The organism is Mycobacterium sp. (genome assembly GCF_965229105.1).
Classification (GTDB): Bacteria; Actinomycetota; Actinomycetes; order Mycobacteriales; family Mycobacteriaceae; genus Mycobacterium.
On sequence record NZ_OZ245858.1, the window covers coordinates 2346963 to 2371497 of the forward strand.

Genomic DNA, 24535 nt, shown 5'->3' on the forward strand with positions numbered 1-24535 from the left:
CACTCGAGGCGTTTAGGAGGATGGCGGCTGACCTGGCATAATGGACCGCCGACCACCTCAGGTTCCGGTTCACGCCCAAATATCCAGGTCAGGAGCGGGCGACCCGGCGACCGACGATTGAAGAGGACACCATGAAATCCGGTATTCATCCTGCCTACAACGAGACCACCGTGGTCTGCGGTTGCGGCAGTTCATTCACCACTCGCAGCACCAAGGAAAGCGGCCACATCACGGTCGAGGTGTGCTCGCAGTGCCACCCCTTCTACACCGGCAAGCAGAAGATCCTCGACAGCGGTGGCCGTGTTGCCCGTTTCGAGAAGCGCTACGGCAAGCGCAAGACCGCCGATTCGGCGGCCGACAAGTAGTTGCACTACCGGCGCCCGAACCTGTCGCGATTCGCGCGGGCCGGGCGCCGGTTTTGTGTTCAGCTGAGGTAGTGGGCCAGTAGTCGGCGAGGAGGTGTGCGATGACGCAGAGCGCGAATGCGATCGATGCGTTACTCGTCGAGCACGCTGACCTCGAACGGCAGTTGTCCGATCCTGAACTGCACGCAAACGCGGGCAATGCTCGCAAGGCCGGGCGCCGGTTCGCGCAGTTGGCGCCCATCGTCTCGGCCTACCGCAAACTGGAAACCGCCCGCGGAGATCTCGAAGCTGCCCGTGAGTTCGTCGACGAGGACGAGTCCTTCGCCGCCGAGGTAGCCGAACTTGAGGTCCGGGTCGCCGACCTCGACAACCAGCTCACCGATATGTTGGCCCCGCGCGATCCTCACGACCCCGACGATGTCGTGCTCGAGGTCAAGTCCGGTGAAGGCGGCGAGGAGTCGGCTCTGTTCGCCGCCGACCTGGCCCGCATGTACATCCGCTATGCGGAGCGGCACGGGTGGAAAGTGTCGGTTCTCGACGAGACCTTCTCCGACCTCGGCGGCTACAAGGACGCCACCCTGTCGATCACCAGTAAGGGTGACAGCGCCGACGGCGTGTGGTCCCGGCTGAAGTTCGAAGGTGGCGTGCACCGGGTGCAGCGCGTACCGGTGACCGAGTCTCAGGGCCGTGTCCATACCTCCGCCGCGGGCGTGCTGGTCTACCCCGAACCCGAAGACGTCGAGGCCGTCCAGATCGACGAGACCGACCTGCGCATCGATGTCTACCGGTCCTCCGGTAAGGGCGGGCAGGGCGTGAACACCACCGACTCCGCTGTCCGGATCACCCATCTGCCCACCGGAATCGTGGTGACCTGTCAGAACGAACGGTCGCAGCTGCAAAACAAGGCGCGGGCGATGATTGTGCTCGCGGCGCGCTTGCAGGCGCTGGCCGAAGAGCAGGCCTCTGCCGACGCGTCGGCGGACCGGGCCAGCCAGATCCGCACCGTCGACCGCAGTGAGCGGATCCGCACCTACAACTTCCCCGAGAACCGCCTGACCGACCATCGGATCGGCTTCAAGGCACACAACCTCGACCAGATTCTCGACGGCGATATGGACGCACTGCTCGACGCCTTGGCCGCAGCGGACAAGCAGACCCGGCTCCAGCAGGCGTGATGCGGGCAGGACACGCGGCGCGCCAGGCCTTGGGAGAAGCGATCGCAGGCGCCGCGGCAACGTTGGCCGATGCGGGAATCGACTCCGCCAGAATCGATGCCGAAGAATTGGCGGCCCATGTCGCTGGGGTCGAGCGTGGCCTTCTGGCGTTCATCGACACCCCGCGCGACGACTTCTTCGAGCGTTATCAGGAGCTGGTCTCCGCCAGATCGCGGCGGGTGCCACTGCAGCATCTGACGGGTACTGCGCCGTTCGGGCCGCTGATGCTGCACGTCGGACCAGGCGTGTTCATCCCGCGACCGGAGACCGAGGCGCTGCTCGAATGGGTGCTCAAAGCTGTTGCCAGCCAACCGGTCCCATTGAATCCGCTGATGGTCGACCTCTGTACGGGCACCGGTGCGCTGGCGATATCGCTGGCCCGCGCCTGGCCCGCGGCGACGGTGCTCGCGGTCGACGATTCGGTGTCGGCACTGAATTACGCCCGCCAGAACGCCCAGCTTCTCGCCAAGGACAGCGGCCTGAAGTTTGTCGAGGCCGATGTGACAACACCGCAGCTGATGCCCGAGCTGGACGGTCGCGTCGACCTGTTGGTCGCCAACCCGCCGTACATCCCCGACGGCGCACTACTGGAACCCGAAGTCGCCGAACATGATCCGCACCACGCGCTATTCGGTGGCCCCGACGGTATGGCGGTGATCAGGGCTATCGTCGGCTTGGCGGGCAGGTGGCTACGCCCCGGCGGTCACTTCGCCGTCGAACACGATGACACCACCTCCAGCCAGACTGTCGAATTGCTGTGTGGAGCCAGATTGTTCGACGTCGCGGTTTTCAAAGATGTCGTACCACGGTGCGATATGGCGGGCCGGCCCCGGTTCGTCACCGCCACCCGAGTTGACGAGGAGCGCCGATGAGTCTGGTGTTCGATTGCGGTGACGCGCAGCAGCGCAAGACCGGTATCGCCGCTGCGGTCAGCGCCGCCAAGGGCGGTCGTCTTGTGGTGCTACCCACCGACACCGTCTACGGCCTCGGTGCCGATGCCTTCGACAGCGCGGCGGTCGCTGCTCTGCTGTCGGCGAAGGGCCGCGGTCGGGATATGCCGGTGCCGGTACTGGTCGGTTCCTGGAACACCATCGACGGACTGGTGTACACGGTTCCGCATGGCGCCCGCGAATTGATCCGTGCGTTCTGGCCGGGCGCATTGAGTCTGGTGGTGCACCAGGCGCCGTCGCTGCAATGGGATCTCGGCGACGCCAATGGCACGGTGATGCTGCGGATGCCGCTGCATCCAGTAGCGATCGAATTGCTCAGGGAAGTCGGGCCGATGGCGGTGTCGAGCGCCAACATCTCCGGTCGCCCACCCGCCCTCACGGCCGATGATGCCCGCCACCAGCTCGGGGATCTGGTCGAGGTTTATCTCGAAGGTGGACCGTCGGCGCAGCAGGCGGCGTCGACGATCGTCGATCTCACCGGACCGGCGCCAAAAATCTTGCGGACCGGCCCTATCACGGCCGAGCAGATCGGTGGGGTGCTCGGGGTTGAACCCGATGCCCTGGCCGGCTGACGACCGTTCGTCACAGACAGGTCCAGTACGGTGCATTCAGTGTTGAGCGGAAGCCACAGCCTTGCCGGCGGGCTGCTCGCATTGTCCGATCGCGGAGCCGGTGTTCCGCTTCGTGAACTTGCACTGGTGGGCCTGACGGCCGCGATCGTCACCTACTTCGCCACCGGTTCGGTACGGGTGTTCGCCACCAAAGTCGGCGCGCTGGCCTACCCCAGGGATCGCGATGTGCACACCAAGCCCACCCCGCGGATGGGTGGTCTTGCGATGTACCTCGGCATCGCGGCCGCGGTGTTCCTCGCCTCCCAACTGCCGGCGCTGACCCGAGGGTTCATCTACTCCACCGGCCTGCCTGCGGTCGTCGTGGCCGGTGGGTTGATCATGGCGATCGGACTGATCGACGACCGGTGGGGACTGGATGCCCTGACCAAATTCGCCGGCCAGATCACCGCTGCGAGTGTGTTGGTCACCATGGGCGTGGCCTGGAGCGTGCTCTACATCCCGTTCGGTGGGGTCGGCACCATCGTGTTGGACCAGGTGTCATCGATCCTGCTGACGCTTGCGCTGACGGTGTCCATCGTCAACGCGATGAACTTTGTCGACGGTCTCGATGGGCTGGCCGCAGGCTTGGGATTGATCACCGCGCTGGCTATCTGCGTGTTCTCGGTCGGGCTGTTGCGTGACCACGGTGGCGACGTGCTGTTCTACCCGCCCGCGATCATCTCCGTGGTGCTGGCCGGGGCGTGTCTGGGCTTCCTGCCGCACAATTTCCACCGCGCCAAGATTTTCATGGGCGATTCCGGCTCGATGCTGATCGGCCTGATGCTGGCTGCCGCCTCGACGACGGCAGCGGGCCCGATATCGCAGAACGCCTACGGTGCGCGTGACGTCTTCGCGTTGCTGTCGCCATTTCTGTTGGTGGTGGCGGTGCTGTTCGTGCCCGCGCTCGACATGCTGCTGGCGATCGTGCGTCGCACCCGGGCCGGCCGCAGTCCGTTCAGCCCGGACAAGATGCACCTACATCACCGGCTGCTCCAAATCGGTCACTCGCATCGACGGGTGGTGCTACTGATCTATCTATGGGTTGGCATCGTCGCTTTTGGCGCCGCGAGCACGATCTTCGTCGACCCGCGCTACACCGGAGCGGTGATGCTGGCGGCGATCGTGGTGGCCGGCATCGTCACGGTGATACCCCTGTTGAGACGGGGCGGCGGAAGCGTCGAAGACGGGCTGGACTAAGGCCGGGGCGGCGTTTACGACAGAAAGTAGTAGGTGGCCGTTTAGGGCCTCCTACCATGTGGTACGTTACTCACAGAACCCGAAAACCTCGCGGGTTGCCGGCCCCCCGGACCATCGGTTCACCACCGATCGGCACGGATAAACGACCGACAAAGGGAGCAACCCCTTGGGTGATTCCAGGGCGCTTTCCGTACTCCGTTACGGTAGGGCGGACACGCACAGGAACATTTCAGTTCCACGACGTTTCGCGGGGCACTCTCCCGTGACCGCATGATTGAGGTGAGGCAGTGACGACACCAGCGCAGGACGCGCCGTTGGTGTTTCCTTCCGTAGCTTTCCGGCCCGTTCGGTTATTCGCAATCTGTGCAGTGATCACAGCCGTCGCGACGGGTGCAGCAGCATTGCTGGGCCACGTGATGTTCGGCGTGTTCTTCGGTATCGGACTCGGGCTCGGACTCGTCAACGCACTACTGGTTCGGCGCGCCGTCGATGCGATCACCGCGGGGGATCATCCTCTCAAGAAGAAGATGGCGCTGAACTCGGCCACCAGACTGCTGGCCATTACGGCCGTCGGGCTGGCCATCGCGTTCGTCTTCCGGCCGATGGGTCTCGGGGTGCTCTTCGGTCTGGCATTGTTCCAAGTTCTCCTCGTCCTCACCACATCGCTGCCGGTACTGAAAAAGCTGCGGGAAGGGTCCGACGACCCCGCGGAACCAGCGGGATCAGCAGACCGCGCCGCGACACCTGAACAAGCATCTGCATCCAACGACGGATTAGCACCGAAGGATTGATTCGCCCATGAGTGAACGAATCGTCGCGGAGGCGGCGATCGAGGTCGGCCACCACGTGCAACAGCAGTGGTTCGGGATGACCGTGAACGTGGATACGGTCATCGCGACCGCGATCACGGCAGTGATCGTCATCGGTCTGGCCTTCTTCCTGCGCGCCAAGGTGACCTCGACTGGTGTGCCCGGTGGCGTCCAGCTGTTTTTCGAGGCCATCACCATCCAGCTGCGCGGACAGGTCGAAAGTGCGATCGGCATGAAGGTGGCACCCTTCGTGCTCCCGCTGGCCGTCGCGCTCTTCGTGTTCATCCTGATCGCGAACTGGTTGTCGGTACTGCCGGTGATGTACACCAACTCCGAGGGCATGACCGCCGAGCTGCTCAAGCCGCCCGCAAGTGATATCAACTTCGTGCTGGCCCTGGCGTTGTTTGTGTTCATCGCCTACCACGCGGCGGGTATCTGGCGCCGCGGGGTCATCGGACATCCGATCGCGCTCGCCAAGGGCCACGTCGCCTTCCTGGCGCCGATCAACCTCGTCGAGGAAATCGCCAAGCCGATCTCGTTGTCCCTGCGACTTTTCGGCAATATCTTCGCCGGCGGCATCATGCTCTCGTTGATCGCGCTCTTCCCGGCGTACATCATGTGGGCACCCAATGCGATCTGGAAGGCGTTCGACCTTTTCGTCGGACTTATCCAGGCATTCATTTTCGCGCTGTTGACCATCCTGTACTTCGGGCAGTCAATGGAACTCGGGCACGCAGACGACTCAGCGGAAAAGCACTAAACAGACCAGCTAGCACCATAGGCACCATCAAAAGACCTGGTAGAACCCCTACCAGATATCAAGGAGGATAAGGACATGGATCCCACAATCGCTGCCGGAGCGCTTATCGGCGGTGGTCTGATCATGGCGGGCGGCGCCATCGGAGCCGGTATCGGTGACGGTATCGCCGGTAACGCTCTGATCTCCGGCATCGCTCGGCAGCCGGAGGCACAGGGTCGCCTGTTCACTCCGTTCTTCATCACTGTCGGTCTGGTCGAGGCCGCATACTTCATCAACCTGGCATTCATGGCGCTGTTCGTGTTCGCCACCCCGGTCGGCTAATTCAGCGATATGGGTGAATTGAGCGCAACCATTCTCGCGGCGGAAGAGGGTGGCGGCCAGAGCAACTTCCTGGTTCCCAACGGCACCTTCTTCGTCGTGCTCATCATCTTCCTGATCGTGCTCGGCGTGATCGGTAAGTGGGTTGTGCCACCGGTCAGCAAGGTGTTGGTCGAACGGGAAGCCATGCTGGCCAAGACCGCAGCGGATAACAAGAAGTCCGCCGAACAAGTGGCGGCCGCGCAGGCCGACTACGACAACGCGATGGCGGGCGCGCGCGGTGAAGCATCAGCTATCCGCGATGAGGCTCGCACCGAGGGCCGCAAGGTCGTCGACGAGTCCAGGGCCGAGGCCACCGGAGAGGTTGACAAGACATTGCGTAGCGCAGACGCGGAGTTGAGCCAGCAGAGCCAGACCACGGCCACCGAGCTGCAGACGTCGGTGGACACCCTGTCGGCAACGCTGGCCAGTCGGATTCTGGGCGTCAACGTGGCCGGGAGCCGCTGATGTCGACGTTCATCGGACAGCTCATCGGGTTCCTGGTCATCATCTGGCTGGTCCGGCGGTACGTGGTACCGCCGGTGAAGAAGATGATGCACAACCAGCAGGAAGCGGTTCGCGCGGCGCTCGAGGAGAGTGCCGCGGCGGCGAAGAAACTCGCCGACGCGGACGCGATGCATGCCAAGGCCCTCAAAGACGCCAAGAACGAGGCGTCCCGGGTGACCGACGAGGCCAAGACGGATTCCGAACGTATCGCCGAGCAGCTGCGTGAACAGGCTGGCGTGGATGCCGAGCGCATCAAAGCGCAAGGGGTTCAGCAGGTTCAGTTGTTACGTCAGCAGACCATTCGTCAGCTGCGGCAGAACCTCGGCCTCGAATCGGTGGGGCGTGCGGAAGAGTTGGTGCGCGCGCATATCGCGGATCCCGCCGCCCAGGCCGCGACGGTTGACCGCTTCCTCGATGAGCTGGAAGCCATGGCCGATTCGGGTGCGGCGAGTTCGGCCGCGTTCGACGCCGGCGCATCGGTGAACCTGCGAGCCGCCAGTCGAGAGGCTCTTGCCACGCTCGTCAAGAAGTTCGACGAAGTGGCGGCCGGGTTGGACGCGGAAGGGCTATCCACCCTCGCGGCCGACCTGACGTCCGTTGCGAAGCTGCTGATTGCGGAGACGGCGCTCAACAAGCATCTCGCGGAGCCCAAGGATGATGCGGCCCCGGCGGTACGGCTGTTGGAGAAACTGCTCGACGGCAAGGTCGGCGCACCCGCCCTCGACGTCCTCAAGACCGCTGTCTCGCAGCGCTGGTCGACGGAGTCCAATCTGGTCGACGCCGTCGAACACGTCGCGCGGTTGGCCCTGCTGGTCCGCGCCGACGGCGCAAACCAGAGCGAAGACGTCGAAGACCAGCTCTTCAAGTTTGGCCGCGTCCTCGACTCGGCGCCACGACTGACCACGCTGCTGAGCGACTACACCACCCCGGCCAACGGCAGGCTCGAGCTGCTGGCCAAGGTTCTTCAGGGTGGCGGAAATACCGTCAACAAGACCGCGGCAGCGTTGCTGTCGCAGACCGTCGAACTGCTTCGGGGCCAACGTGCCGACGAGGCGGTCAACGACCTGGCTGAACTCGCTGTCGTACGACGCGGGGAAGTTGTCGCTCATGTCGATTCCGCGGCGGATCTGTCTGACGCGCAGCGGTCGCGGCTGACCGAGGTACTCAGCCGCATCTACGGACACCCGGTGGCAATTCAGCAAAACGTCGACCCAGAACTGCTTGGCGGTCTGTTGATCGCCGTTGGCGACGAGGTCATCGACGGGACCGTCTCATCCCGACTGACCGCGGCCAAGACCGGCCTACCGGACTGATCCGGACCCGAAACCCGAGACTCACGAAAATACAAAGGCAGGAAGACGAAAAGCCATGGCAGAGTTGACAATCTCGGCTGCTGATATCGAAGGCGCGATCGAGGACTACGTCTCCTCGTTCGCGGCGGATTCCGAGCGGGAGGAAATCGGCACCGTCATCGACGCGGGTGACGGTATCGCTCACGTCGAGGGTCTGCCCTCGGTGATGACGCAGGAGCTCCTCGAGTTCCCCGGCGGCGTGCTCGGCGTGGCGCTGAACCTCGACGAGCACAGCGTCGGCGTCGTCATCCTCGGTGATTTCGCCAAGATCGAAGAGGGCCAGCAGGTCAAGCGGACCGGCGAGGTGCTCTCGGTACCCGTCGGCGACGCGTTCCTTGGCCGCGTCATCAACCCACTCGGCGAGCCGATCGACGGACAAGGCGACATCGCATCCGATGCCCGCCGCGCGCTGGAGCTCCAGGCGCCGTCCGTGGTTCAGCGCCAGGGCGTGTCCGAGCCGCTGCAGACCGGTATCAAGGCCATCGACTCGCAGACCCCCATCGGTCGCGGTCAGCGCCAGCTGATCATCGGCGACCGCAAGACCGGCAAGACCGCCGTCTGCGTCGATACGATCCTCAACCAGCGCGAAGCCTGGGAGACCGGCGACCCGAACAAGCAGGTGCGCTGCGTCTACGTCGCGATCGGCCAGAAGGGCACCACGATCGCCTCGGTCAAGCGGGCGCTCGAAGACGGCGGCGCGATGGAGTACACCACCATCGTCGCAGCGCCGGCCTCGGATGCTGCCGGCTTCAAGTGGCTTGCGCCCTACACCGGTTCGGCCATCGGTCAGCACTGGATGTACGACGGCAAGCATGTGCTGATCGTGTTCGACGACCTCTCCAAGCAGGCCGACGCCTACCGCGCGATTTCGCTGCTGCTGCGCCGCCCGCCGGGTCGTGAGGCCTTCCCCGGCGACGTCTTCTACCTGCACTCCCGCCTGCTGGAGCGGTGCGCCAAGCTGTCCGACGAACTGGGCGGTGGATCGATGACCGGGCTGCCGATCATCGAAACCAAGGCCAACGACATCTCGGCGTTCATCCCGACCAACGTCATCTCGATCACCGACGGCCAGTGCTTCCTGGAGTCCGACCTGTTCAACCAGGGCGTTCGGCCGGCCATCAACGTCGGTGTGTCGGTTTCCCGTGTCGGTGGTGCCGCCCAGATCAAGGCGATGAAGGAAGTAGCCGGTTCGCTGCGTCTGGATCTGTCGCAGTACCGCGAGCTGGAGGCCTTCGCGGCCTTCGCCTCCGATCTGGACCCGACATCGAAGGCTCAGCTGGAGCGCGGTGCGCGCCTGGTCGAGCTGCTCAAGCAGCCGCAGTACAGCCCCATGTCGGTCGAGGACCAGGTGGTCGCCATCTTCCTCGGCACCCAGGGCCACCTTGATTCGGTACCCGTCGAAGACGTCGGCCGCTTCGAAACCGAGCTGATCGAGCACATCAAGGCCTCGCACGAGGAGATCCTCAAGGAGATCCGCGAGACCAAGAAGCTCTCCGATGACACCAGCGACAACCTCGTCAAGGTCATCAACGAGTTCAAGAAGGGCTTCTCCGCGACCGACGGTAGCTCGGTGGCCGTCAAGGAGGCCGACGCCGAGGCGTTGGATCCCGATGACGTCGAGAAGGAATCGGTCAAGGTCCGTAAGCCCGCTCCCAAAAAGTCGTAGCAGAACTAGAACGAGTTAGGTAAAGGATTCCATGGCTGCCACACTGCGGGAGCTACGCGGGCGCATCCGCTCTGCCGGGTCGATCAAGAAGATCACCAAGGCCCAGGAGCTGATCGCTACCTCGCGTATCTCCAAGGCACAGGCCAGAGTTCAGGCCGCCCGGCCGTATGCCGACGAGATCACCAATATGCTCACCAACCTCGCGGGCGCCAGCGCGCTGGATCATCCGCTGCTGGTCGAGCGGGAAAATCCCAAGCGTGCAGCGGTTCTGGTGGTGTCGTCGGACCGCGGTCTGGCCGGCGGCTACAACGCCAACGTGCTACGGCAGGCCGAGGAACTGTTCGCGCTGCTCCGCGATGAGGGCAAGACCCCGGTGGTCTACGCGGTCGGGCGAAAAGCGCTGGGCTATTACCGGTTCCGGCAACGGACGGTGACCGAGTCGTGGACGGGCTTCACCGAACAGCCCACCTACGAGCATGCACAAGAGATCGCGGAAGTGTTGGTCAAGGGCTTTCTGGCCGGTGCCGACGACGAGGGCGACGACGCAGGGGATGACGGCATCCTCGGGGTCGACGAGATCCATGTGGTGTTCACTGAATTCAAATCGATGCTGACGCAGACCGCTGTCACGCGTCGCGTCGCCCCGATGGTGGTCGAGTACGTGGGGGAAGAGGAGACCGGCCCGCACACGCTGTTCTCCTTCGAGCCCGACGCCACCACGCTTTTCGAAGCGTTGCTGCCGCGTTACATCGCCACCCGCGTCTACTCCGCGCTCCTTGAGGCGGCGGCGTCGGAGTCCGCTTCGCGCCGGCGTGCCATGAAGGCGGCCAGCGATAACGCCGACGACCTGATCAAGGCCCTCACCCTTGAGGCCAACCGGGAACGTCAAGCGCAGATCACCCAGGAAATCAGCGAGATCGTCGGCGGCGCCAACGCGCTGGCCGACGCCAAGTAAGCCTTACGAGGAAGCGAAAGAGGATATGACTGCCACCGCCGAAAGGACCGCCACCGGGCGCGTCGTTCGCATCACCGGCCCCGTCGTGGACGTCGAGTTCCCGCGGGGTTCGGTGCCCGAGCTGTTCAACGCGCTCCACGCCGAAATCACCTACCCGGAGATGGCGAAGACGCTGACGCTGGAGGTGGCGCAGCACCTCGGCGAGAGCATGGTGCGCACCATCTCGATGCAGCCCACCGACGGCCTGGTCCGCGGCGTCGAGGTCACCGACACCGGTGCCTCGATCTCGGTTCCCGTCGGCGACGGCGTCAAGGGCCACGTGTTCAACGCACTTGGCGACTGCCTCGACGAGCCCGGCTACGGCAAGGACTTCGAGAAGTGGTCCATCCACCGCAAGCCGCCGCCATTCGCCGAGCTGGAACCCCGCACGGAGATGCTGGAGACCGGCCTCAAGGTCGTCGACCTGCTGACCCCGTACGTGCGTGGCGGCAAGATCGCCCTGTTCGGTGGTGCCGGCGTCGGTAAGACCGTGCTCATCCAGGAGATGATCAACCGCATCGCCCGCAACTTCGGTGGTACCTCGGTATTCGCCGGCGTGGGGGAGCGGACTCGTGAGGGTAACGACCTGTGGGTCGAGCTCGAGGACGCCAACGTGCTCAAGGACACCGCCTTGGTGTTCGGTCAGATGGACGAGCCGCCCGGCACCCGTATGCGCGTGGCGCTGTCCGCGCTGACCATGGCGGAGTACTTCCGCGATGAGCAGCAGCAGGACGTGCTGTTGTTCATCGACAACATCTTCCGGTTCACCCAGGCCGGCTCTGAGGTATCTACCTTGTTGGGCCGCATGCCTTCCGCCGTCGGTTACCAGCCGACACTGGCCGACGAGATGGGTGAGCTGCAGGAGCGCATCACCTCGACCCGTGGTCGCTCCATCACCTCGATGCAGGCCGTGTACGTGCCCGCCGACGATTACACCGACCCGGCGCCGGCCACCACGTTCGCTCACCTCGACGCCACCACCGAGCTTTCTCGTGCGGTGTTCTCCAAGGGCATCTTCCCCGCGGTGGACCCGCTGGCATCGAGCTCGACAATTCTGCACCCCAGCGTCGTCGGCGACGAGCACTACCGCGTTGCGCAGGAAGTCATCCGAATCCTCCAGCGCTACAAGGACCTTCAGGACATCATTGCCATCCTCGGTATCGACGAACTGTCGGAAGAGGACAAGCAGTTGGTGTACCGGGCGCGTCGTATCGAGCGCTTCTTGAGCCAGAACATGATGGCGGCGGAGCAGTTCACCGGCCAGCCGGGTTCGACGGTTCCGCTCAAGGAAACCGTCGAGGCGTTCGACAAGCTGACCAAGGGCGATTTCGACCACCTCCCGGAGCAGGCGTTCTTCCTGATCGGTGGTTTGGACGACCTCGCCAAGAAGGCCGAGAGCCTCGGCGCGAAGCTGTGATTGCCCTGACCCGTCTTGAAGTAGGCCCGAAAGGTGGTGTGTGATGGCCGAATTGGACGTCGACATCGTCGCCGTCGAGCGCAAGATCTGGTCGGGTAAGGCCACGTTCGTCTTCACCCGCACCACATCGGGCGAAATCGGCATCCTGCCGCGACATATCCCGCTGGTCGCGCAGCTTGTCGAGGACGCCATGGTTCGGGTCGAGCGCGAGGGTGAGGACGATCTGCGGATCGCGGTCGACGGGGGATTTCTGTCCGTCACCGATGAAGGTGTGATCATCCTTGCCGAGTCAGCTGAGTTCGAGTCGGAGATCAACGCCGAGGCGGCCAAGACCGATTCGGAATCCGACGATCCTTCGACGGCCGCCAAAGGTCGGGCGCGGTTGCGCGCGCTGGGGCAGCTCGACTAACAGAGACCGACCAGAAAGGCGGCCATGAGCACGCCCATGTTTGTCATGGCCGTGCTGGTGGGTGTGCTTTTCCTCTTGGTCGTCGCGCTGACCTATCGATTGTGGAAGCTGCGCCAGGGCGGCACGGCGGCGATCCTGCGCGATCTCCCCGCGGTCGCCGGGCACGGCTGGCGCCACGGCGTGATCCGCTACCGCGGCGGTGAAGCGGTGTTCTACCGGTTATCCAGTGTGCGTTGGTGGCCTGACCGTCGGCTGAGTCGTCGGGGTGTCGAGATTCTGTCCCGACGGGCTCCGCGGGGTGACGAATTCGACATCATGACCGCAGAGATCACGGTTCTTGAGCTTCGTGACACTGATCCTGAACGACGCCTCGGCTACGAGATAGCACTCGATCGTGGAGCCCTGACAGCGTTCCTGTCCTGGCTGGAGTCGCGACCGTCACCGCGTGCCAGACGACGCAGTGTTTGACTAAGCGCGGCGGTTGACTACCTGCCGTCTTCGGTGGTCCGCGCGCCACCGGGCTGCCACAGGACATCACCGTTCGGATTCGCGACGCGCGAGAGAATGAACAGCAAGTCAGAGAGCCGGTTCAAATACTTGGCCGGGAGCACGCTGATGGATTCCGGATGGGCGTCGACAGCGCTCCAGGCTGAGCGTTCGGCCCGCCGAGCGACGGTCCGGGCGACATGAAGTAGGGCCGAAAGTGCCGTGCCCCCAGGCAGAATGAACGATTTCAGAGGTGTCAGCGCTTCGTTGTACTCATCACACCAGCCTTCCAGCCGGTCGATGTAATCCTGGGTGATGCGTAGTGGCGGATACGCCGGATCCTCGACGACCGGTGTCGAGAGATCCGCGCCTGCATCGAACAGATCGTTCTGGATCTGGAGCAATACGGACGTGAGGCGCTCGTCGGGAGCACCAAGCGCAATTGCGGTGCCGAGCGCGGCGTTGGTCTCGTCGCAATCGGCATAGGCCACGAGCCTGGCATCGGTCTTCGAGACCCTGGAGAAGTCACTGAGTCCGGTCGAACCGTCGTCGCCGGTGCGGGTGTAGATGCGGGTCAGGTGTACTGCCATGGTGAAACCGTACCCGCGGCCACGGCGGTCGAAGCTGACGTAGACCTGGCAGCTCACTACACTTGCCCGCGTGAGCGAGCGATTCGTGGTGACCGGCGGCAATCGGTTAGCGGGTGAAGTCGCCGTCGGGGGAGCGAAGAACAGCGTGCTCAAACTGATGGCGGCCAGCCTGCTTGCCGAGGGCACCACCACAATCACCAACTGTCCCGACATCCTGGATGTGCCGTTGATGGCAGAGGTGTTGCGGGGACTGGGCGCCAACGTCGAGCTGGACGGCGGCACCGTTCGGGTCACGTCACCCGACGAGCTGAAATACGATGCCGACTTCGCAGCGGTACGCCAGTTCCGCGCTTCGGTGTGCGTCCTTGGCCCACTGGTGGGGCGGTGCAAACGTGCGAAAGTGGCACTGCCTGGCGGTGACGCCATCGGCTCACGTCCGTTGGACATGCACCAGTCCGGACTGCGCCAGCTCGGCGCCAAGTGCAATATCGAGCACGGCTGCGTCGTAGCCGAGGCAGACATCCTGCGTGGTGCCGAGATCCAGCTGGAGTTTCCCTCCGTGGGGGCCACTGAGAACATCCTGATGGCCGCGGTGCTAGCCGAGGGCGTCACCATCATTCACAACGCCGCCCGCGAACCCGATGTCGTCGACCTGTGCACGATGCTCGGGCAGATGGGCGCAGAGATCTCGGGTGCCGGCACGTCCACCTTGACGATCGCCGGGGTTCCTCGGCTCTATCCCACTCAGCACCGGGTGATCGGCGACCGAATCGTCGCTGCCACCTGGGGGATCGCCGCTGCGATGACCTGTGGCGATATCTCGGTAACCGGAGTGGACCCGGCGCACCTTCAGTTGGTCCTGCACAAGTTGCACGATGTGGGTGCCACCGTGACGCAGAGCGATGACGGATTCCGGGTGGTGCAGTACGAGCGGCCAAAAGCCGTCAACGTCGCGACCCTGCCATTCCCGGGCTTCCCCACTGACCTGCAGCCCATGGCGATCGGCCTTGCTTCGATCTCCGACGGGACCTCGATGATCACCGAGAACGTGTTCGAAGCGCGGTTCCGCTTTGTCGAGGAGATGATCCGCCTCGGAGCCGACGCGCGGACCGACGGACATCACGCGGTGATCCGTGGAATCCCGCAGTTGTCGAGTGCTCCGGTGTGGTCTTCAGACATCCGCGCAGGCGCGGGGTTGGTTCTTGCCGGGCTGGTTGCCGACGGAGACACCGAGGTCCACGACGTTTTTCACATCGATCGGGGCTATCCGCTCTTCGTGGAGAACCTAGTTGGTTTGGGAGCGGAGATTGAGAGGGTAAGCTCTCCGTAGAAGTCCAAACGCGGGTCGAAGACAGCAACGAAATCGGCCCGGATCGCGACTTGACCCAAGGCCAGCGGATGTACTAAGCTGGCGGGGTTGCCTCGAATCAGTCCAAACCGGCTAAGAAATTAGCTTCGGAGCGGGATTTGACTAGAGCGGAACGGCTGAATTAAGCTGGTAGGGTTGCCCCGAAACGGGTAGCAAAACCGAAGAAGTCTGTTGTTTGAGAACTCAATAGTGTGTTTGGTGGTTTTTGTTTGTTGTTTTTTGGCCATCCTTGTGGGGGGACTCCCCGTCTTCCTGTCTTGCTTGGGTGGTTGTTTTTTTGATGCCAGTTTTTGGTGTCTTTTTGTTAGGTTCAGATTTTTCTGATTCGAATTCACCTGCCAGCTTTGTTGGTTGGGTTGTTTTTGTTTGGAGAGTTTGATTCTGGCTCAGGACGAACGCTGGCGGCGTGCTTAACACATGCAAGTCGAACGGTAAGGCCTTTCGGGGTACACGAGTGGCGAACGGGTGAGTAACACGTGGGTGATCTGCCCTGCACTTTGGGATAAGCCTGGGAAACTGGGTCTAATACCGAATATGATCATGGCCTTCATGGGTTGTGGTGGAAAGCTTTTGCGGTGTGGGATGGGCCCGCGGCCTATCAGCTTGTTGGTGGGGTAATGGCCTACCAAGGCGACGACGGGTAGCCGGCCTGAGAGGGTGACCGGCCACACTGGGACTGAGATACGGCCCAGACTCCTACGGGAGGCAGCAGTGGGGAATATTGCACAATGGGCGCAAGCCTGATGCAGCGACGCCGCGTGAGGGATGACGGCCTTCGGGTTGTAAACCTCTTTCAGTAGGGACGAAGCGCAAGTGACGGTACCTATAGAAGAAGGACCGGCCAACTACGTGCCAGCAGCCGCGGTAATACGTAGGGTCCGAGCGTTGTCCGGAATTACTGGGCGTAAAGAGCTCGTAGGTGGTTTGTCGCGTTGTTCGTGAAAACTCACAGCTCAACTGTGGGCGTGCGGGCGATACGGGCAGACTAGAGTACTGCAGGGGAGACTGGAATTCCTGGTGTAGCGGTGGAATGCGCAGATATCAGGAGGAACACCGGTGGCGAAGGCGGGTCTCTGGGCAGTAACTGACGCTGAGGAGCGAAAGCGTGGGGAGCGAACAGGATTAGATACCCTGGTAGTCCACGCCGTAAACGGTGGGTACTAGGTGTGGGTTTCCTTCCTTGGGATCCGTGCCGTAGCTAACGCATTAAGTACCCCGCCTGGGGAGTACGGCCGCAAGGCTAAAACTCAAAGAAATTGACGGGGGCCCGCACAAGCGGCGGAGCATGTGGATTAATTCGATGCAACGCGAAGAACCTTACCTGGGTTTGACATGCACAGGACGTGCCTAGAGATAGGTATTCCCTTGTGGTCTGTGTGCAGGTGGTGCATGGCTGTCGTCAGCTCGTGTCGTGAGATGTTGGGTTAAGTCCCGCAACGAGCGCAACCCTTGTCTCATGTTGCCAGCACGTAATGGTGGGGACTCGTGAGAGACTGCCGGGGTCAACTCGGAGGAAGGTGGGGATGACGTCAAGTCATCATGCCCCTTATGTCCAGGGCTTCACACATGCTACAATGGCCGGTACAAAGGGCTGCGATGCCGTGAGGTGGAGCGAATCCTTTAAAGCCGGTCTCAGTTCGGATCGGGGTCTGCAACTCGACCCCGTGAAGTCGGAGTCGCTAGTAATCGCAGATCAGCAACGCTGCGGTGAATACGTTCCCGGGCCTTGTACACACCGCCCGTCACGTCATGAAAGTCGGTAACACCCGAAGCCGGTGGCCTAACCCGTAAGGGAGGGAGCCGTCGAAGGTGGGATCGGCGATTGGGACGAAGTCGTAACAAGGTAGCCGTACCGGAAGGTGCGGCTGGATCACCTCCTTTCTAAGGAGCACCACGAGATCTGGGCCGGCCCGCATATCGCGGTTTACCGAGATTCAGACGATTCGTTGGATGGGCCTGGCCTGTAGTGGGTTTCAGGTTCTGGTGCGCAACAAACATTGTCGGTTTCTTGTCCTTCGGGGTGGGGGCCACCATCAGACACACTATTGGGCTTTGAGGCAACAGGCCCGCTCGTTCTTCGTCCCTTCGGGGAAACCGGAACGGTGCGTGCCATCCCCGATCTAGGGGGTGGTGGTGAGTTTGTTTCCGCTCCACTTGGTGGTGGGGTGTGGTGTTTGATTTGTGGATAGTGGTTGCGAGCATCTAGCGCACAGCAGGTTCGTGTCTTCCTTTGGGGGATGCGGGTGTTGGTGTGTGTAATCTGATGTGCAATTTTTACTCATTTTTTGGTTTTTTGTGTTGTAAGTGTTTAAGAGCGCATGGTGGATGCCTTGGCATTGAGAGCCGATGAAGGACGTAGGAGGCTGCGATAAGCCTCGGGGAGCTGTCAACCGAGCGTTGATCCGAGGATGTCCGAATGGGGAAACCCAGCACGAGTGATGTCGTGTTACCCGTACCTGAATACATAGGGTGCGGGGGGGAACGCGGGGAAGTGAAACATCTCAGTACCCGTAGGAAGAGAAAACAATTGTGATTCCGTGAGTAGTGGCGAGCGAAAGCGGAGGATGGCTAAACCGGACGCATGTGATACCCGGCAGGGGTTGTGTGTGCGGTGTTGTGGGGTTCGTCTTCTCAGATCTGCCGGTCTGGGCAACAGTGATAAAAGTTTGTGTTAGCCGAAGTGGCCTGGGATGGTCTGTCGTAGAGGGTGAGAGCCCCGTAGGCGAAAACATGTAACTCTGTTGTGACGGTGTCCCCGAGTAGCAGCGGGCCCGTGGAATCTGCTGTGAATCTGCCGGGACCACCCGGTAAGCCTGAATACTTCTCAATGACCGATAGCGGATTAGTACCGTGAGGGAATGGTGAAAAGTACCCCGGGAGGGGAGTGAAATAGTACCTGAAACCGTGCGCTTACAATCCGTCAGAGCCTTCGTGTTAAAGCGTGGGGTGATGGCGTGCCTTTTGAAGAATGAGCCTGCGAGTCAGGGACATGTCGCGAGGTTAACCCGTGTGGGGTAGCCGTAGCGAAAGCGAGTCTGAATAGGGCGTATCCCCGTAAGGGGTGTAGTGGCGTGTTCTGGACCCGAAGCGGAGTGATCTACCCATGGCCAGGGTGAAGCAGCAGTAAGATGTTGTGGAGGCCCGAACCCACTTAGGTTGAAGACTGAGGGGATGAGTTGTGGGTAGGGGTGAAAGGCCAATCAAACTCCGTGATAGCTGGTTCTCCCCGAAATGCATTTAGGTGCAGCGTTGCATGTTTCTTACTGGAGGTAGAGCTACTGGATGGCCAATGGGCCCTAAAAGGTTACTGACGTCAGCCAAACTCCGAATGCCGGTAAGTGAAAGTGTGGCAGTGAGACGGCGGGGGATAAGCTCCGTGCGTCGAGAGGGAAACAGCCCAGATCGCCGGCTAAGGCCCCTAAGCGTGTGCTAAGTGGAAAAGGATGTGTAGTCGCGAAGACAACCAGGAGGTTGGCTTAGAAGCAGCCACCCTTGAAAGAGTGCGTAATAGCTCACTGGTCAAGTGATTATGCGCCGATAATGTAGCGGGGCTCAAGCACACCGCCGAAGCCGCGGCAATCAAACTTTGTTTGGTTGGGTAGGGGAGCGTCCTGCATCCAGTGAAGCCGCGGAGTGATCCAGTGGTGGAGGGTGTGGGAGTGAGAATGCAGGCATGAGTAGCGATAAGGCAAGTGAGAACCTTGCCCGCCGAAAGACCAAGGGTTCCTGGGGCAGGCCAGTCCGCCCAGGGTGAGTCGGGACCTAAGGCGAGGCCGACAGGCGTAGTCGATGGACAACGGGTTGATATTCCCGTACCCGTGTGTGAGCGTCCCTGATGAATCAGAGGTACTAAGCGCCCAAAACTATGATCACCGGAGGCCTTCGGGTTGATGGGGTTGTAGGGCTGCGCGTGACCTTCTTTGGTAGTAGTCAAGCGACGGGGTGACGCAGGAAGGTAGCCGTACCAGTCAGTGGTAATACTGGGGTAAGCCTGTAGGGAGAGACCTAGGTAAATCCGGGTTTCACATATCCTGAGAGGTGATGCATAACCGAATGAGGTGAATTCGGTGATCCTATGCTGCCAAGAAAAACCTCTAGCGAGCACACACACGGCCCGTACCCCAAACCAACACAGGTGGTCAGGTAGAGAATACCAAGGCGTACGAGTGAACTATGGTTAAGGAACTCGGCAAAATACCTCCGTAACTTCGGGAGAAGGAGGACCCCCATATCGTCATGGCACTTGCTGCCGGCAGCGGGAGGGGGTGGCACAAACCAGTGAGAAGCGACTGTTTACTAAAAACACAGGTCCGTGCGAAGTCGCAAGACGATGTATACGGACTGACGCCTGCCCGGTGCTGGAAGGTTAAGAGGACCGGTTAACCCTTCGGGGTGAAGCTGAGAATTTAAGCCCCAGTAAACGGCGGTGGTAACTATAACCATCCTAAGGTAGCGAAATTCCTTGTCGGGTAAGTTCCGACCTGCACGAATGGCGTAACGACTTCTCAACTGTCTCAACCATAGACTCGGCGAAATTGCACTACGAGTAAAGATGCTCGTTACGCGCGGCAGGACGAAAAGACCCCGGGACCTTCACTACAACTTGGTATTGATGTTCGATTCGGTTTGTGTAGGATAGGTGGGAGACTGTGAAGCGGTCACGCTAGTGATTGTGGAGTCGTTGTTGAAATACCACTCTGATCGTATTGGACCTCTAACTTCGAACCGTATATCCGGTTCAGGGACAGTGCCTGGTGGGTAGTTTAACTGGGGCGGTTGCCTCCTAAAATGTAACGGAGGCGCCCAAAGGTTCCCTCAACCTGGACGGCAATCAGGTGTTGAGTGCAAGTGCACAAGGGAGCTTGACTGTGAGACGTACATGTCGAGCAGGGACGAAAGTCGGGACTAGTGATCCGGCACCCCCGAGTGGAAGGGGTGTCGCTCAACGGATAAAAGGTACCCCGGGGATAACAGGCTGATCTTCCCCAAGAGTCCATATCGACGGGATGGTTTGGCACCTCGATGTCGGCTCGTCGCATCCTGGGGCTGGAGCAGGTCCCAAGGGTTGGGCTGTTCGCCCATTAAAGCGGCACGCGAGCTGGGTTTAGAACGTCGTGAGACAGTTCGGTCTCTATCCGCCGCGCGCGTCAGAAGCTTGAGGAAATCTGTCCCTAGTACGAGAGGACCGGGACGGACGAACCTCTGGTCCACCAGTTGTCCCACCAGGGGCACGGCTGGATAGCTACGTTCGGACAGGATAACCGCTGAAAGCATCTAAGCGGGAAACCCCTTCCAAGACCAGGCTTCTCACCCATTCAGTGGGATAAGGCCCCCCGCAGACCACGGGATTGATAGACCAGACCTAGAAACCTCGTAAGAGGCGCAGGGAACTGGCACTAACCGGCCGAAAACTTACAACAACCACCATGGTGGTAAAAGCAAAACACCATTATCGTTGTGTAAAACATTGCATCGCCTCGCAACCACACATCCACAAACCATAACCACACCCCACCACCAAAACATTTTTGGTTACCGGCGGTCGTGCACGGGAACCAACCCCCCACCCGGGGTTGTCGAACCCACACCACGACCCGGCTAATTAAATAAAGTTACGGCGGCCATAGCGACAGGGAAACGCCCGGTCCCATCCCGAACCCGGAAGCTAAGCCTGTCAGCGCCGATGATACTACCCAAAAGGGTGGAAAAGTAGGACACCGCCGAACACACAAATAGAAACACCCCCCACACACATGGGGGGTGTTTCTATATGCACACAAAGAGCCCGTCAGTCGAATAACGTCAAATTCGCCGTGTTGTTCTCCAAATTCAGAAGTGCGCGCTTTCGATCCAATCCGCCACCAAATCCGGTCAGGCCGCCATTGGCGCCAATCACTCGGTGGCAAGGCACAATGACGGCTATGGGGTTATGCCCATTCGCCAGTCCCACGGCCCGAAATGCGCTGGGCGCGCCGATCTGCTCGGCAATTTGTCCGTAGGAACGCGTCTCGCCGTATGGAATGGTACGAAGCGCAGCCCAGACGCGGCGCTGAAAATCCGTTCCGTTGAGCTCCAGGCGCAAGTCGAATTCCTGTAATTCGCCAGCGAAATATGCGTCGAGTTGTTCGACGGCGTCGGGGAATGCGCGATCGTCCAACAACCAGTCGCTGCGGCTCGGTTCGTAGGTCTGGTCAACCATGCGCAGGTTCCTCAGGACGCGCCCTTCCCCGGCGAGCGTCAGCAAGCCAATCGGACTGTCGATGGTGCGATAGCGCGTCATGCTGGCTCTTTCGTCTCGGCCGGCCAATGGTTCACGTCGTGGTCCAGAGCAGTCCAGAGATATTGCGTGGCGTAGGACCGCCACGGTCGCCAGCGGGCGCTGTGTGCAGTCAGGGCGCGAGCATCCGACGGTAGATTGACCAGCTCGGCAGCGGCGCGTACACCGAGATCACTCGCTGGAAACGCATCAGGATCTCCGAACCCACGCATGGCGATGATCTCCGCCGTCCACGGTCCGATGCCGGGTATCTCCAGTAATTGCTGACGGGCCCGGTCCCAGTCGCATCCGGCGTTCAACGTGATTTCTCCGGCTGCCAGGGCCTGGATCAGCGATAGGAGCGATCGTCGGCGGGTAGTTGGTCCGGCGAGGTGCGCGGGGTCCATCTCGGCCAATTCAGAGGCCGTCGGGAAGGTGCGGGTAAGGCCGCCGTGGGGATCAGCGACGGGGTGGCCGTAGGCGGCGACGAGACGACTGGCATGGGTCCTGGCGGCTTTGGTCGACACCTGTTGGCCCAGCACCACTCTGACCGCGAGCTCCGCCTCGTCAACGGTCCGGGGTATCCGTTGCCCGGGCGATGCGGCCACCAGCGGTGCAAGGTGAGGGTCCGACCCGAGCACGTCGATCACCGCCTGGGGGTCGGCATCGAGGTCGAGCAGACGACGGCACCGGGCGATGGCAGCCGAGAGGTCGCGGAAATCGTCGAGCAGAAGCAGGCAGCGCACATGGTCGGGCGCCGGAGTCAGGCTGACCACGCCGCTACCGTGCGGCAGGCGCAATGTCCGGCGGTAGGCACCGTCGCGCACCTCTTCGCATCCCGGCACCGCGGTGGCGCCGAGGTGACCGAAGACGCCCTCGTAGGCGAACGGTGGCCGCACCGGTAGCCGCACCGACAAACTGCCTTGTTGGCGCACCGTGCTGCGATCGATCCGGGTAGCAGCGCGCTGACGCAGGCCTGTCGGGGTGGTATCGCATACGGCGCGGATGGCGTCGTTGAACTGCCGGATACTGGCGAAACCGGCCGCGAAGGCCACTTCGCCGAAGGGCAGATCGGTGGTTTCGATGAGCACCCGGGCGGTCTGGCTTCGCTGCGCACGCGCCAGTGCCAGCGGACCTGCGCCCACCTCGGCTCGCAGCAGCCGCTCCAGCTGACGGGTGGTGTAACCCAACGTGGCGGCCAGGCCGGTGACCCCGTTTCTGTCGACGGTGCCATCGGCGATCAGCCGCATAGCCCTGGCGACGAGGTCACCGCGAACATTCCACTGTGGGGAGCCCGGCGACGCATCCGGTCTACACCGCTTGCATGCGCGGAAACCGGCCCGCTGGGCCGCGGCGGCCGTGGGGTAGAAGTGCACGTTACGGGCGAAGGGCACACGTGCTGGGCAACTGGGCCGGCAATAGATCTTGGTGGTCAGCACGGCCGTGACGAACCAACCGTCGAACCGGGCGTCCTTGGACTGCACGGCCCGATAACAACGGTCGAAGTCGTCATGCACAAAGCCAGGATTACACCATCACCCCGACATAACTAGCGCCTCACTGGCGGAAATCCGACATCGCAGTCGGCTCGACCGGCGCCTCAACAGGCATAGCCAGCGTCGTCGGCTCCTCGTGGCCGCGCAGGGTCACGGTATCGCCGAAGGTCCATAACGCGCTTTCGGCTTCGGTAGCACCTCGCACGGCATCCGAGGACGCCAGTAATCGCCCGGGCACTGATTTCGCCAGTTCGCACAGTCGCGCCGCCTCGTTCACCGGCTCACCGATGACGGTGTACTCGAACCGCTCATGGGCCCCGACGTTGCCTGCCACCGCCGTGCCGGCAGCCACCCCGATACCGGCCTCGCACTGCGGCACCTCAGCGGTGAGCCGCTCCGAAATCGCCCGCGCCGCTGCGAGCGCCTGGTCCTCGGGGTGATCTAGACGGATGGGCGCGCCGAAAACCACTAGGCAGGCGTCGCCTTCGAACTTATTGACCAACCCGTGGTGGCGATCCACCTCGTCGACGATGATCGCGAAGAACCGATTCAACAACGCCACGACTTCGGCGGGGGGCCGACCGGTGACCAGTGTCGTGGAGCCGATGATATCGACGAAAACGACTGCGACATGGCGTTCTTCGCCTCCGAGCTTCGGACGTGCCCGCTCGGCGGCGGCAGCCACCTCACGTCCGACATGCCTACCGAACAGGTCGCGCACACGTTCCCGCTCGCGCAGACCTTTCACCATGGAGTTGAAACCGCGCTGCAGTTCTCCTAGTTCGGTGCCGTCGAAAACCACCAGATTGCTGCGCAGGTCTCCCTGCTCCACGCGTTCGAGTGCCGACCGCACCACCCGCACCGGAGTCGCGGTCAGCCAGGCCAGGATCCACATCAGCAAGAAGCCAAAGACCAGCGCGAAAAGCGCCAGAATCATTACTGCGACGGTGAATTGGGTGGGGGTGACGTTCTTCAGTGTCAGGGTGAGGATTGCGGCCAACAGAATGCCAAGCACCGGCACCCCCGAGCCCAGTGCCCACACTGTCATCGTCCGGCCCATAATGCCCGGCGCTATCCGGCGCGGGGGGCTGCCGGCTTCCAGCGCCTGCGCGGCGACCGGGCGAAGGGCGAACTCGGTGAACAGATAACAGCTGGCCGACACGACGATGCCCGGAAAGCTAACGCCGAGTGCCACTTTGGGAATGAAGCTCGGATCGGTGAGACCGTATGCGGTGGTCAGCAGGATCGTGCCGAGTCCCCACAGCACCAGCAGTACGCGGGTCAGCCGCCACGGGGCGAAGAAGGTATTGCGTTGCTCGCGCACGGTGGGGGTGCGCTCTTCGATGGCCCAACGGACATTCGTGATCACCCTGCGGGTGGCCCAGAAGATACCGACGATCAGCGCTCCCGCGATATAGGCGGGGGCCAGCGCGAACGAGATCCAGCGGACGTTCGGCTCGAACACACTCGGGACCGGGAAGGCAACGGTGATGACCAGTAGGGCCACCCCGATGCCGATCATGTTCGCGATCAGCACCACGGCTGTCAGGATCAGCTGGATACGCACCCGACGCCGCTGCTGGCTCTCTGATACCCGGCCCAGTAGCCACGACCCGTACTCCGGGGTGTCCGGCAGTCGACCATTCTGTCGGGTCACCACCTCGAGCACGTGGCCCAGTCGCTGCGCGAGCGTTCTGTCGGGCTTCATGGTGGCGTCAGCCTAATCTGCC

20 protein-coding genes and 3 rRNA genes are annotated in these 24535 nt (G+C 62.1%); 19 read left to right on the forward strand and 4 right to left on the reverse strand.

The genetic code is table 11. The features are described 5' to 3' along the window. Nucleotides 1-131: 131 nt before the first annotated feature. The 15 genes from rpmE (at nt 132) to ADBZ9O_RS11360 (ending at nt 13076) form a co-directional block, all read left to right on the forward strand. Nucleotides 132-365, forward strand: a complete 234-nt coding sequence (rpmE, locus tag ADBZ9O_RS11290; protein WP_526531180.1) for a 50S ribosomal protein L31 — start codon at nt 132-134, stop codon at nt 363-365. Nucleotides 366-466: 101 nt separating this feature from the next. Then, nucleotides 467-1540: a peptide chain release factor 1 gene (gene prfA, locus ADBZ9O_RS11295; protein WP_526531182.1), complete on the forward strand. Its 1074-nt coding sequence runs from the start codon at nt 467-469 to the stop codon at nt 1538-1540. Beyond that, nucleotides 1540-2451, forward strand: coding sequence for a peptide chain release factor N(5)-glutamine methyltransferase (prmC, locus tag ADBZ9O_RS11300; protein WP_526531184.1), 912 nt, complete (start codon nt 1540-1542; stop codon nt 2449-2451). Before prfA ends, prmC begins: the two co-directional genes overlap by 1 nt. Further along, entirely contained in the window at nt 2448-3101 is a 654-nt protein-coding gene (locus tag ADBZ9O_RS11305) for an L-threonylcarbamoyladenylate synthase (protein WP_526531186.1), read from the forward strand. Before prmC ends, ADBZ9O_RS11305 begins: the two co-directional genes overlap by 4 nt. A gap of 30 nt (nt 3102-3131) precedes the next feature. Next, nucleotides 3132-4337, forward strand: coding sequence for a glycosyltransferase family 4 protein (locus tag ADBZ9O_RS11310; RefSeq protein ID WP_526531188.1), 1206 nt, complete (start codon nt 3132-3134; stop codon nt 4335-4337). Nucleotides 4338-4624: 287 nt separating this feature from the next. Continuing rightward, a complete protein-coding gene (locus ADBZ9O_RS11315; protein ID WP_526531190.1) occupies nt 4625-5128 on the forward strand; it encodes an ATP synthase subunit I in 504 nt (167 codons plus the stop codon). A 7-nt stretch (nt 5129-5135) separates the two neighbouring features. After that, on the forward strand, nt 5136-5906 hold the full coding sequence (gene atpB / locus ADBZ9O_RS11320; protein WP_526531192.1) for a F0F1 ATP synthase subunit A: 771 nt from the start codon (nt 5136-5138) through the stop codon (nt 5904-5906). A 75-nt stretch (nt 5907-5981) separates the two neighbouring features. Further along, nucleotides 5982-6227, forward strand: a complete 246-nt coding sequence (locus ADBZ9O_RS11325; RefSeq protein ID WP_011893196.1) for a F0F1 ATP synthase subunit C — start codon at nt 5982-5984, stop codon at nt 6225-6227. A gap of 9 nt (nt 6228-6236) precedes the next feature. Then, entirely contained in the window at nt 6237-6731 is a 495-nt protein-coding gene (locus tag ADBZ9O_RS11330; protein ID WP_526531194.1) for a F0F1 ATP synthase subunit B, read from the forward strand. Beyond that, nucleotides 6731-8083, forward strand: a complete 1353-nt coding sequence (locus ADBZ9O_RS11335) for a F0F1 ATP synthase subunit B/delta (protein ID WP_526531196.1) — start codon at nt 6731-6733, stop codon at nt 8081-8083. Before ADBZ9O_RS11330 ends, ADBZ9O_RS11335 begins: the two co-directional genes overlap by 1 nt. A 55-nt stretch (nt 8084-8138) precedes the next feature. Beyond that, nucleotides 8139-9788: a F0F1 ATP synthase subunit alpha gene (atpA, locus tag ADBZ9O_RS11340; protein ID WP_526531203.1), complete on the forward strand. Its 1650-nt coding sequence runs from the start codon at nt 8139-8141 to the stop codon at nt 9786-9788. Between the two features lie 31 nt (nt 9789-9819). Then, nucleotides 9820-10743 carry a F0F1 ATP synthase subunit gamma gene (locus ADBZ9O_RS11345; protein ID WP_526531205.1) on the forward strand — a complete coding sequence of 308 codons (924 nt, stop codon included), beginning with the start codon at nt 9820-9822 and terminating at the stop codon, nt 10741-10743. A gap of 25 nt (nt 10744-10768) precedes the next feature. Then, nucleotides 10769-12199, forward strand: a complete 1431-nt coding sequence (gene atpD / locus ADBZ9O_RS11350) for a F0F1 ATP synthase subunit beta (protein ID WP_526531207.1) — start codon at nt 10769-10771, stop codon at nt 12197-12199. A gap of 43 nt (nt 12200-12242) precedes the next feature. Further along, nucleotides 12243-12608 (forward strand): F0F1 ATP synthase subunit epsilon, encoded by a 366-nt coding sequence (locus ADBZ9O_RS11355; RefSeq protein ID WP_526531209.1) that lies wholly within the window; start codon nt 12243-12245, stop codon nt 12606-12608. A 24-nt stretch (nt 12609-12632) separates the two neighbouring features. Next, nucleotides 12633-13076 (forward strand): DUF2550 family protein, encoded by a 444-nt coding sequence (locus ADBZ9O_RS11360; RefSeq protein WP_526531211.1) that lies wholly within the window; start codon nt 12633-12635, stop codon nt 13074-13076. 17 nt (nt 13077-13093) lie between these two features. On the opposite strand, the gene ADBZ9O_RS11365 is transcribed toward ADBZ9O_RS11360, so the two are convergent. After that, nucleotides 13094-13684, reverse strand: coding sequence for a cob(I)yrinic acid a,c-diamide adenosyltransferase (locus ADBZ9O_RS11365; protein ID WP_526531213.1), 591 nt, complete (start codon nt 13682-13684; stop codon nt 13094-13096). 70 nt (nt 13685-13754) lie between these two features. Here ADBZ9O_RS11365 and murA point away from each other — a divergent pair, with 70 nt between their 5' ends. From murA to rrf, 4 genes are all read left to right on the forward strand, one after another. Further along, complete coding sequence (murA, locus tag ADBZ9O_RS11370) at nt 13755-15014, forward strand: UDP-N-acetylglucosamine 1-carboxyvinyltransferase (protein ID WP_526531215.1); 1260 nt, start codon at nt 13755-13757, stop codon at nt 15012-15014. A gap of 402 nt (nt 15015-15416) precedes the next feature. Further along, nucleotides 15417-16934 (forward strand): 16S ribosomal RNA (locus tag ADBZ9O_RS11375). 417 nt (nt 16935-17351) lie between these two features. Further along, nucleotides 17352-20473: ribosomal RNA gene (locus ADBZ9O_RS11380) — 23S ribosomal RNA — on the forward strand. 193 nt (nt 20474-20666) lie between these two features. Continuing rightward, nucleotides 20667-20779, forward strand: a 5S ribosomal RNA gene (gene rrf / locus ADBZ9O_RS11385). The 16S, 23S and 5S rRNA genes sit together here, the layout of an rRNA operon. A gap of 62 nt (nt 20780-20841) precedes the next feature. On the opposite strand, the gene ADBZ9O_RS11390 is transcribed toward rrf, so the two are convergent. Genes ADBZ9O_RS11390 through ADBZ9O_RS11400 form a run of 3 tightly spaced genes read right to left on the reverse strand, consistent with a single transcriptional unit; the run spans nt 20842 to nt 24513 of the window. Beyond that, on the reverse strand, nt 20842-21333 hold the full coding sequence (locus tag ADBZ9O_RS11390; RefSeq protein ID WP_526531217.1) for a methylated-DNA--[protein]-cysteine S-methyltransferase: 492 nt from the start codon (nt 21331-21333) through the stop codon (nt 20842-20844). After that, complete coding sequence (locus ADBZ9O_RS11395) at nt 21330-22826, reverse strand: AlkA N-terminal domain-containing protein (RefSeq protein ID WP_526531219.1); 1497 nt, start codon at nt 22824-22826, stop codon at nt 21330-21332. Before ADBZ9O_RS11395 ends, ADBZ9O_RS11390 begins: the two co-directional genes overlap by 4 nt. Nucleotides 22827-22866: 40 nt before the next feature. Continuing rightward, nucleotides 22867-24513 (reverse strand): adenylate/guanylate cyclase domain-containing protein, encoded by a 1647-nt coding sequence (locus tag ADBZ9O_RS11400; RefSeq protein WP_526531221.1) that lies wholly within the window; start codon nt 24511-24513, stop codon nt 22867-22869. Nucleotides 24514-24535: the final 22 nt, after the last annotated feature.

What these genes read in the sequence shown, in the direction of transcription:
- rpmE (WP_526531180.1), top strand. Translation starts at nt 132, where the DNA reads ATGAAATCCGGTATTCATCCTGCCTACAACGAGACCACCGTGGTCTGC.
- ADBZ9O_RS11305 (WP_526531186.1), top strand. Translation starts at nt 2,448, where the DNA reads ATGAGTCTGGTGTTCGATTGCGGTGACGCGCAGCAGCGCAAGACCGGT.
- atpD (WP_526531207.1), top strand. Translation starts at nt 10,769, where the DNA reads ATGACTGCCACCGCCGAAAGGACCGCCACCGGGCGCGTCGTTCGCATC.
- ADBZ9O_RS11390 (WP_526531217.1), bottom strand. Translation starts at nt 21,333, where the DNA reads ATGACGCGCTATCGCACCATCGACAGTCCGATTGGCTTGCTGACGCTC.
- ADBZ9O_RS11335 (WP_526531196.1), top strand. Translation starts at nt 6,731, where the DNA reads ATGTCGACGTTCATCGGACAGCTCATCGGGTTCCTGGTCATCATCTGG.
- ADBZ9O_RS11365 (WP_526531213.1), bottom strand. Translation starts at nt 13,684, where the DNA reads ATGGCAGTACACCTGACCCGCATCTACACCCGCACCGGCGACGACGGT.
- ADBZ9O_RS11330 (WP_526531194.1), top strand. Translation starts at nt 6,237, where the DNA reads ATGGGTGAATTGAGCGCAACCATTCTCGCGGCGGAAGAGGGTGGCGGC.
- ADBZ9O_RS11345 (WP_526531205.1), top strand. Translation starts at nt 9,820, where the DNA reads ATGGCTGCCACACTGCGGGAGCTACGCGGGCGCATCCGCTCTGCCGGG.
- atpB (WP_526531192.1), top strand. Translation starts at nt 5,136, where the DNA reads ATGAGTGAACGAATCGTCGCGGAGGCGGCGATCGAGGTCGGCCACCAC.
- atpA (WP_526531203.1), top strand. Translation starts at nt 8,139, where the DNA reads ATGGCAGAGTTGACAATCTCGGCTGCTGATATCGAAGGCGCGATCGAG.
- ADBZ9O_RS11325 (WP_011893196.1), top strand. Translation starts at nt 5,982, where the DNA reads ATGGATCCCACAATCGCTGCCGGAGCGCTTATCGGCGGTGGTCTGATC.
- ADBZ9O_RS11400 (WP_526531221.1), bottom strand. Translation starts at nt 24,513, where the DNA reads ATGAAGCCCGACAGAACGCTCGCGCAGCGACTGGGCCACGTGCTCGAG.
- ADBZ9O_RS11360 (WP_526531211.1), top strand. Translation starts at nt 12,633, where the DNA reads ATGAGCACGCCCATGTTTGTCATGGCCGTGCTGGTGGGTGTGCTTTTC.
- ADBZ9O_RS11355 (WP_526531209.1), top strand. Translation starts at nt 12,243, where the DNA reads ATGGCCGAATTGGACGTCGACATCGTCGCCGTCGAGCGCAAGATCTGG.
- prfA (WP_526531182.1), top strand. Translation starts at nt 467, where the DNA reads ATGACGCAGAGCGCGAATGCGATCGATGCGTTACTCGTCGAGCACGCT.
- prmC (WP_526531184.1), top strand. Translation starts at nt 1,540, where the DNA reads ATGCGGGCAGGACACGCGGCGCGCCAGGCCTTGGGAGAAGCGATCGCA.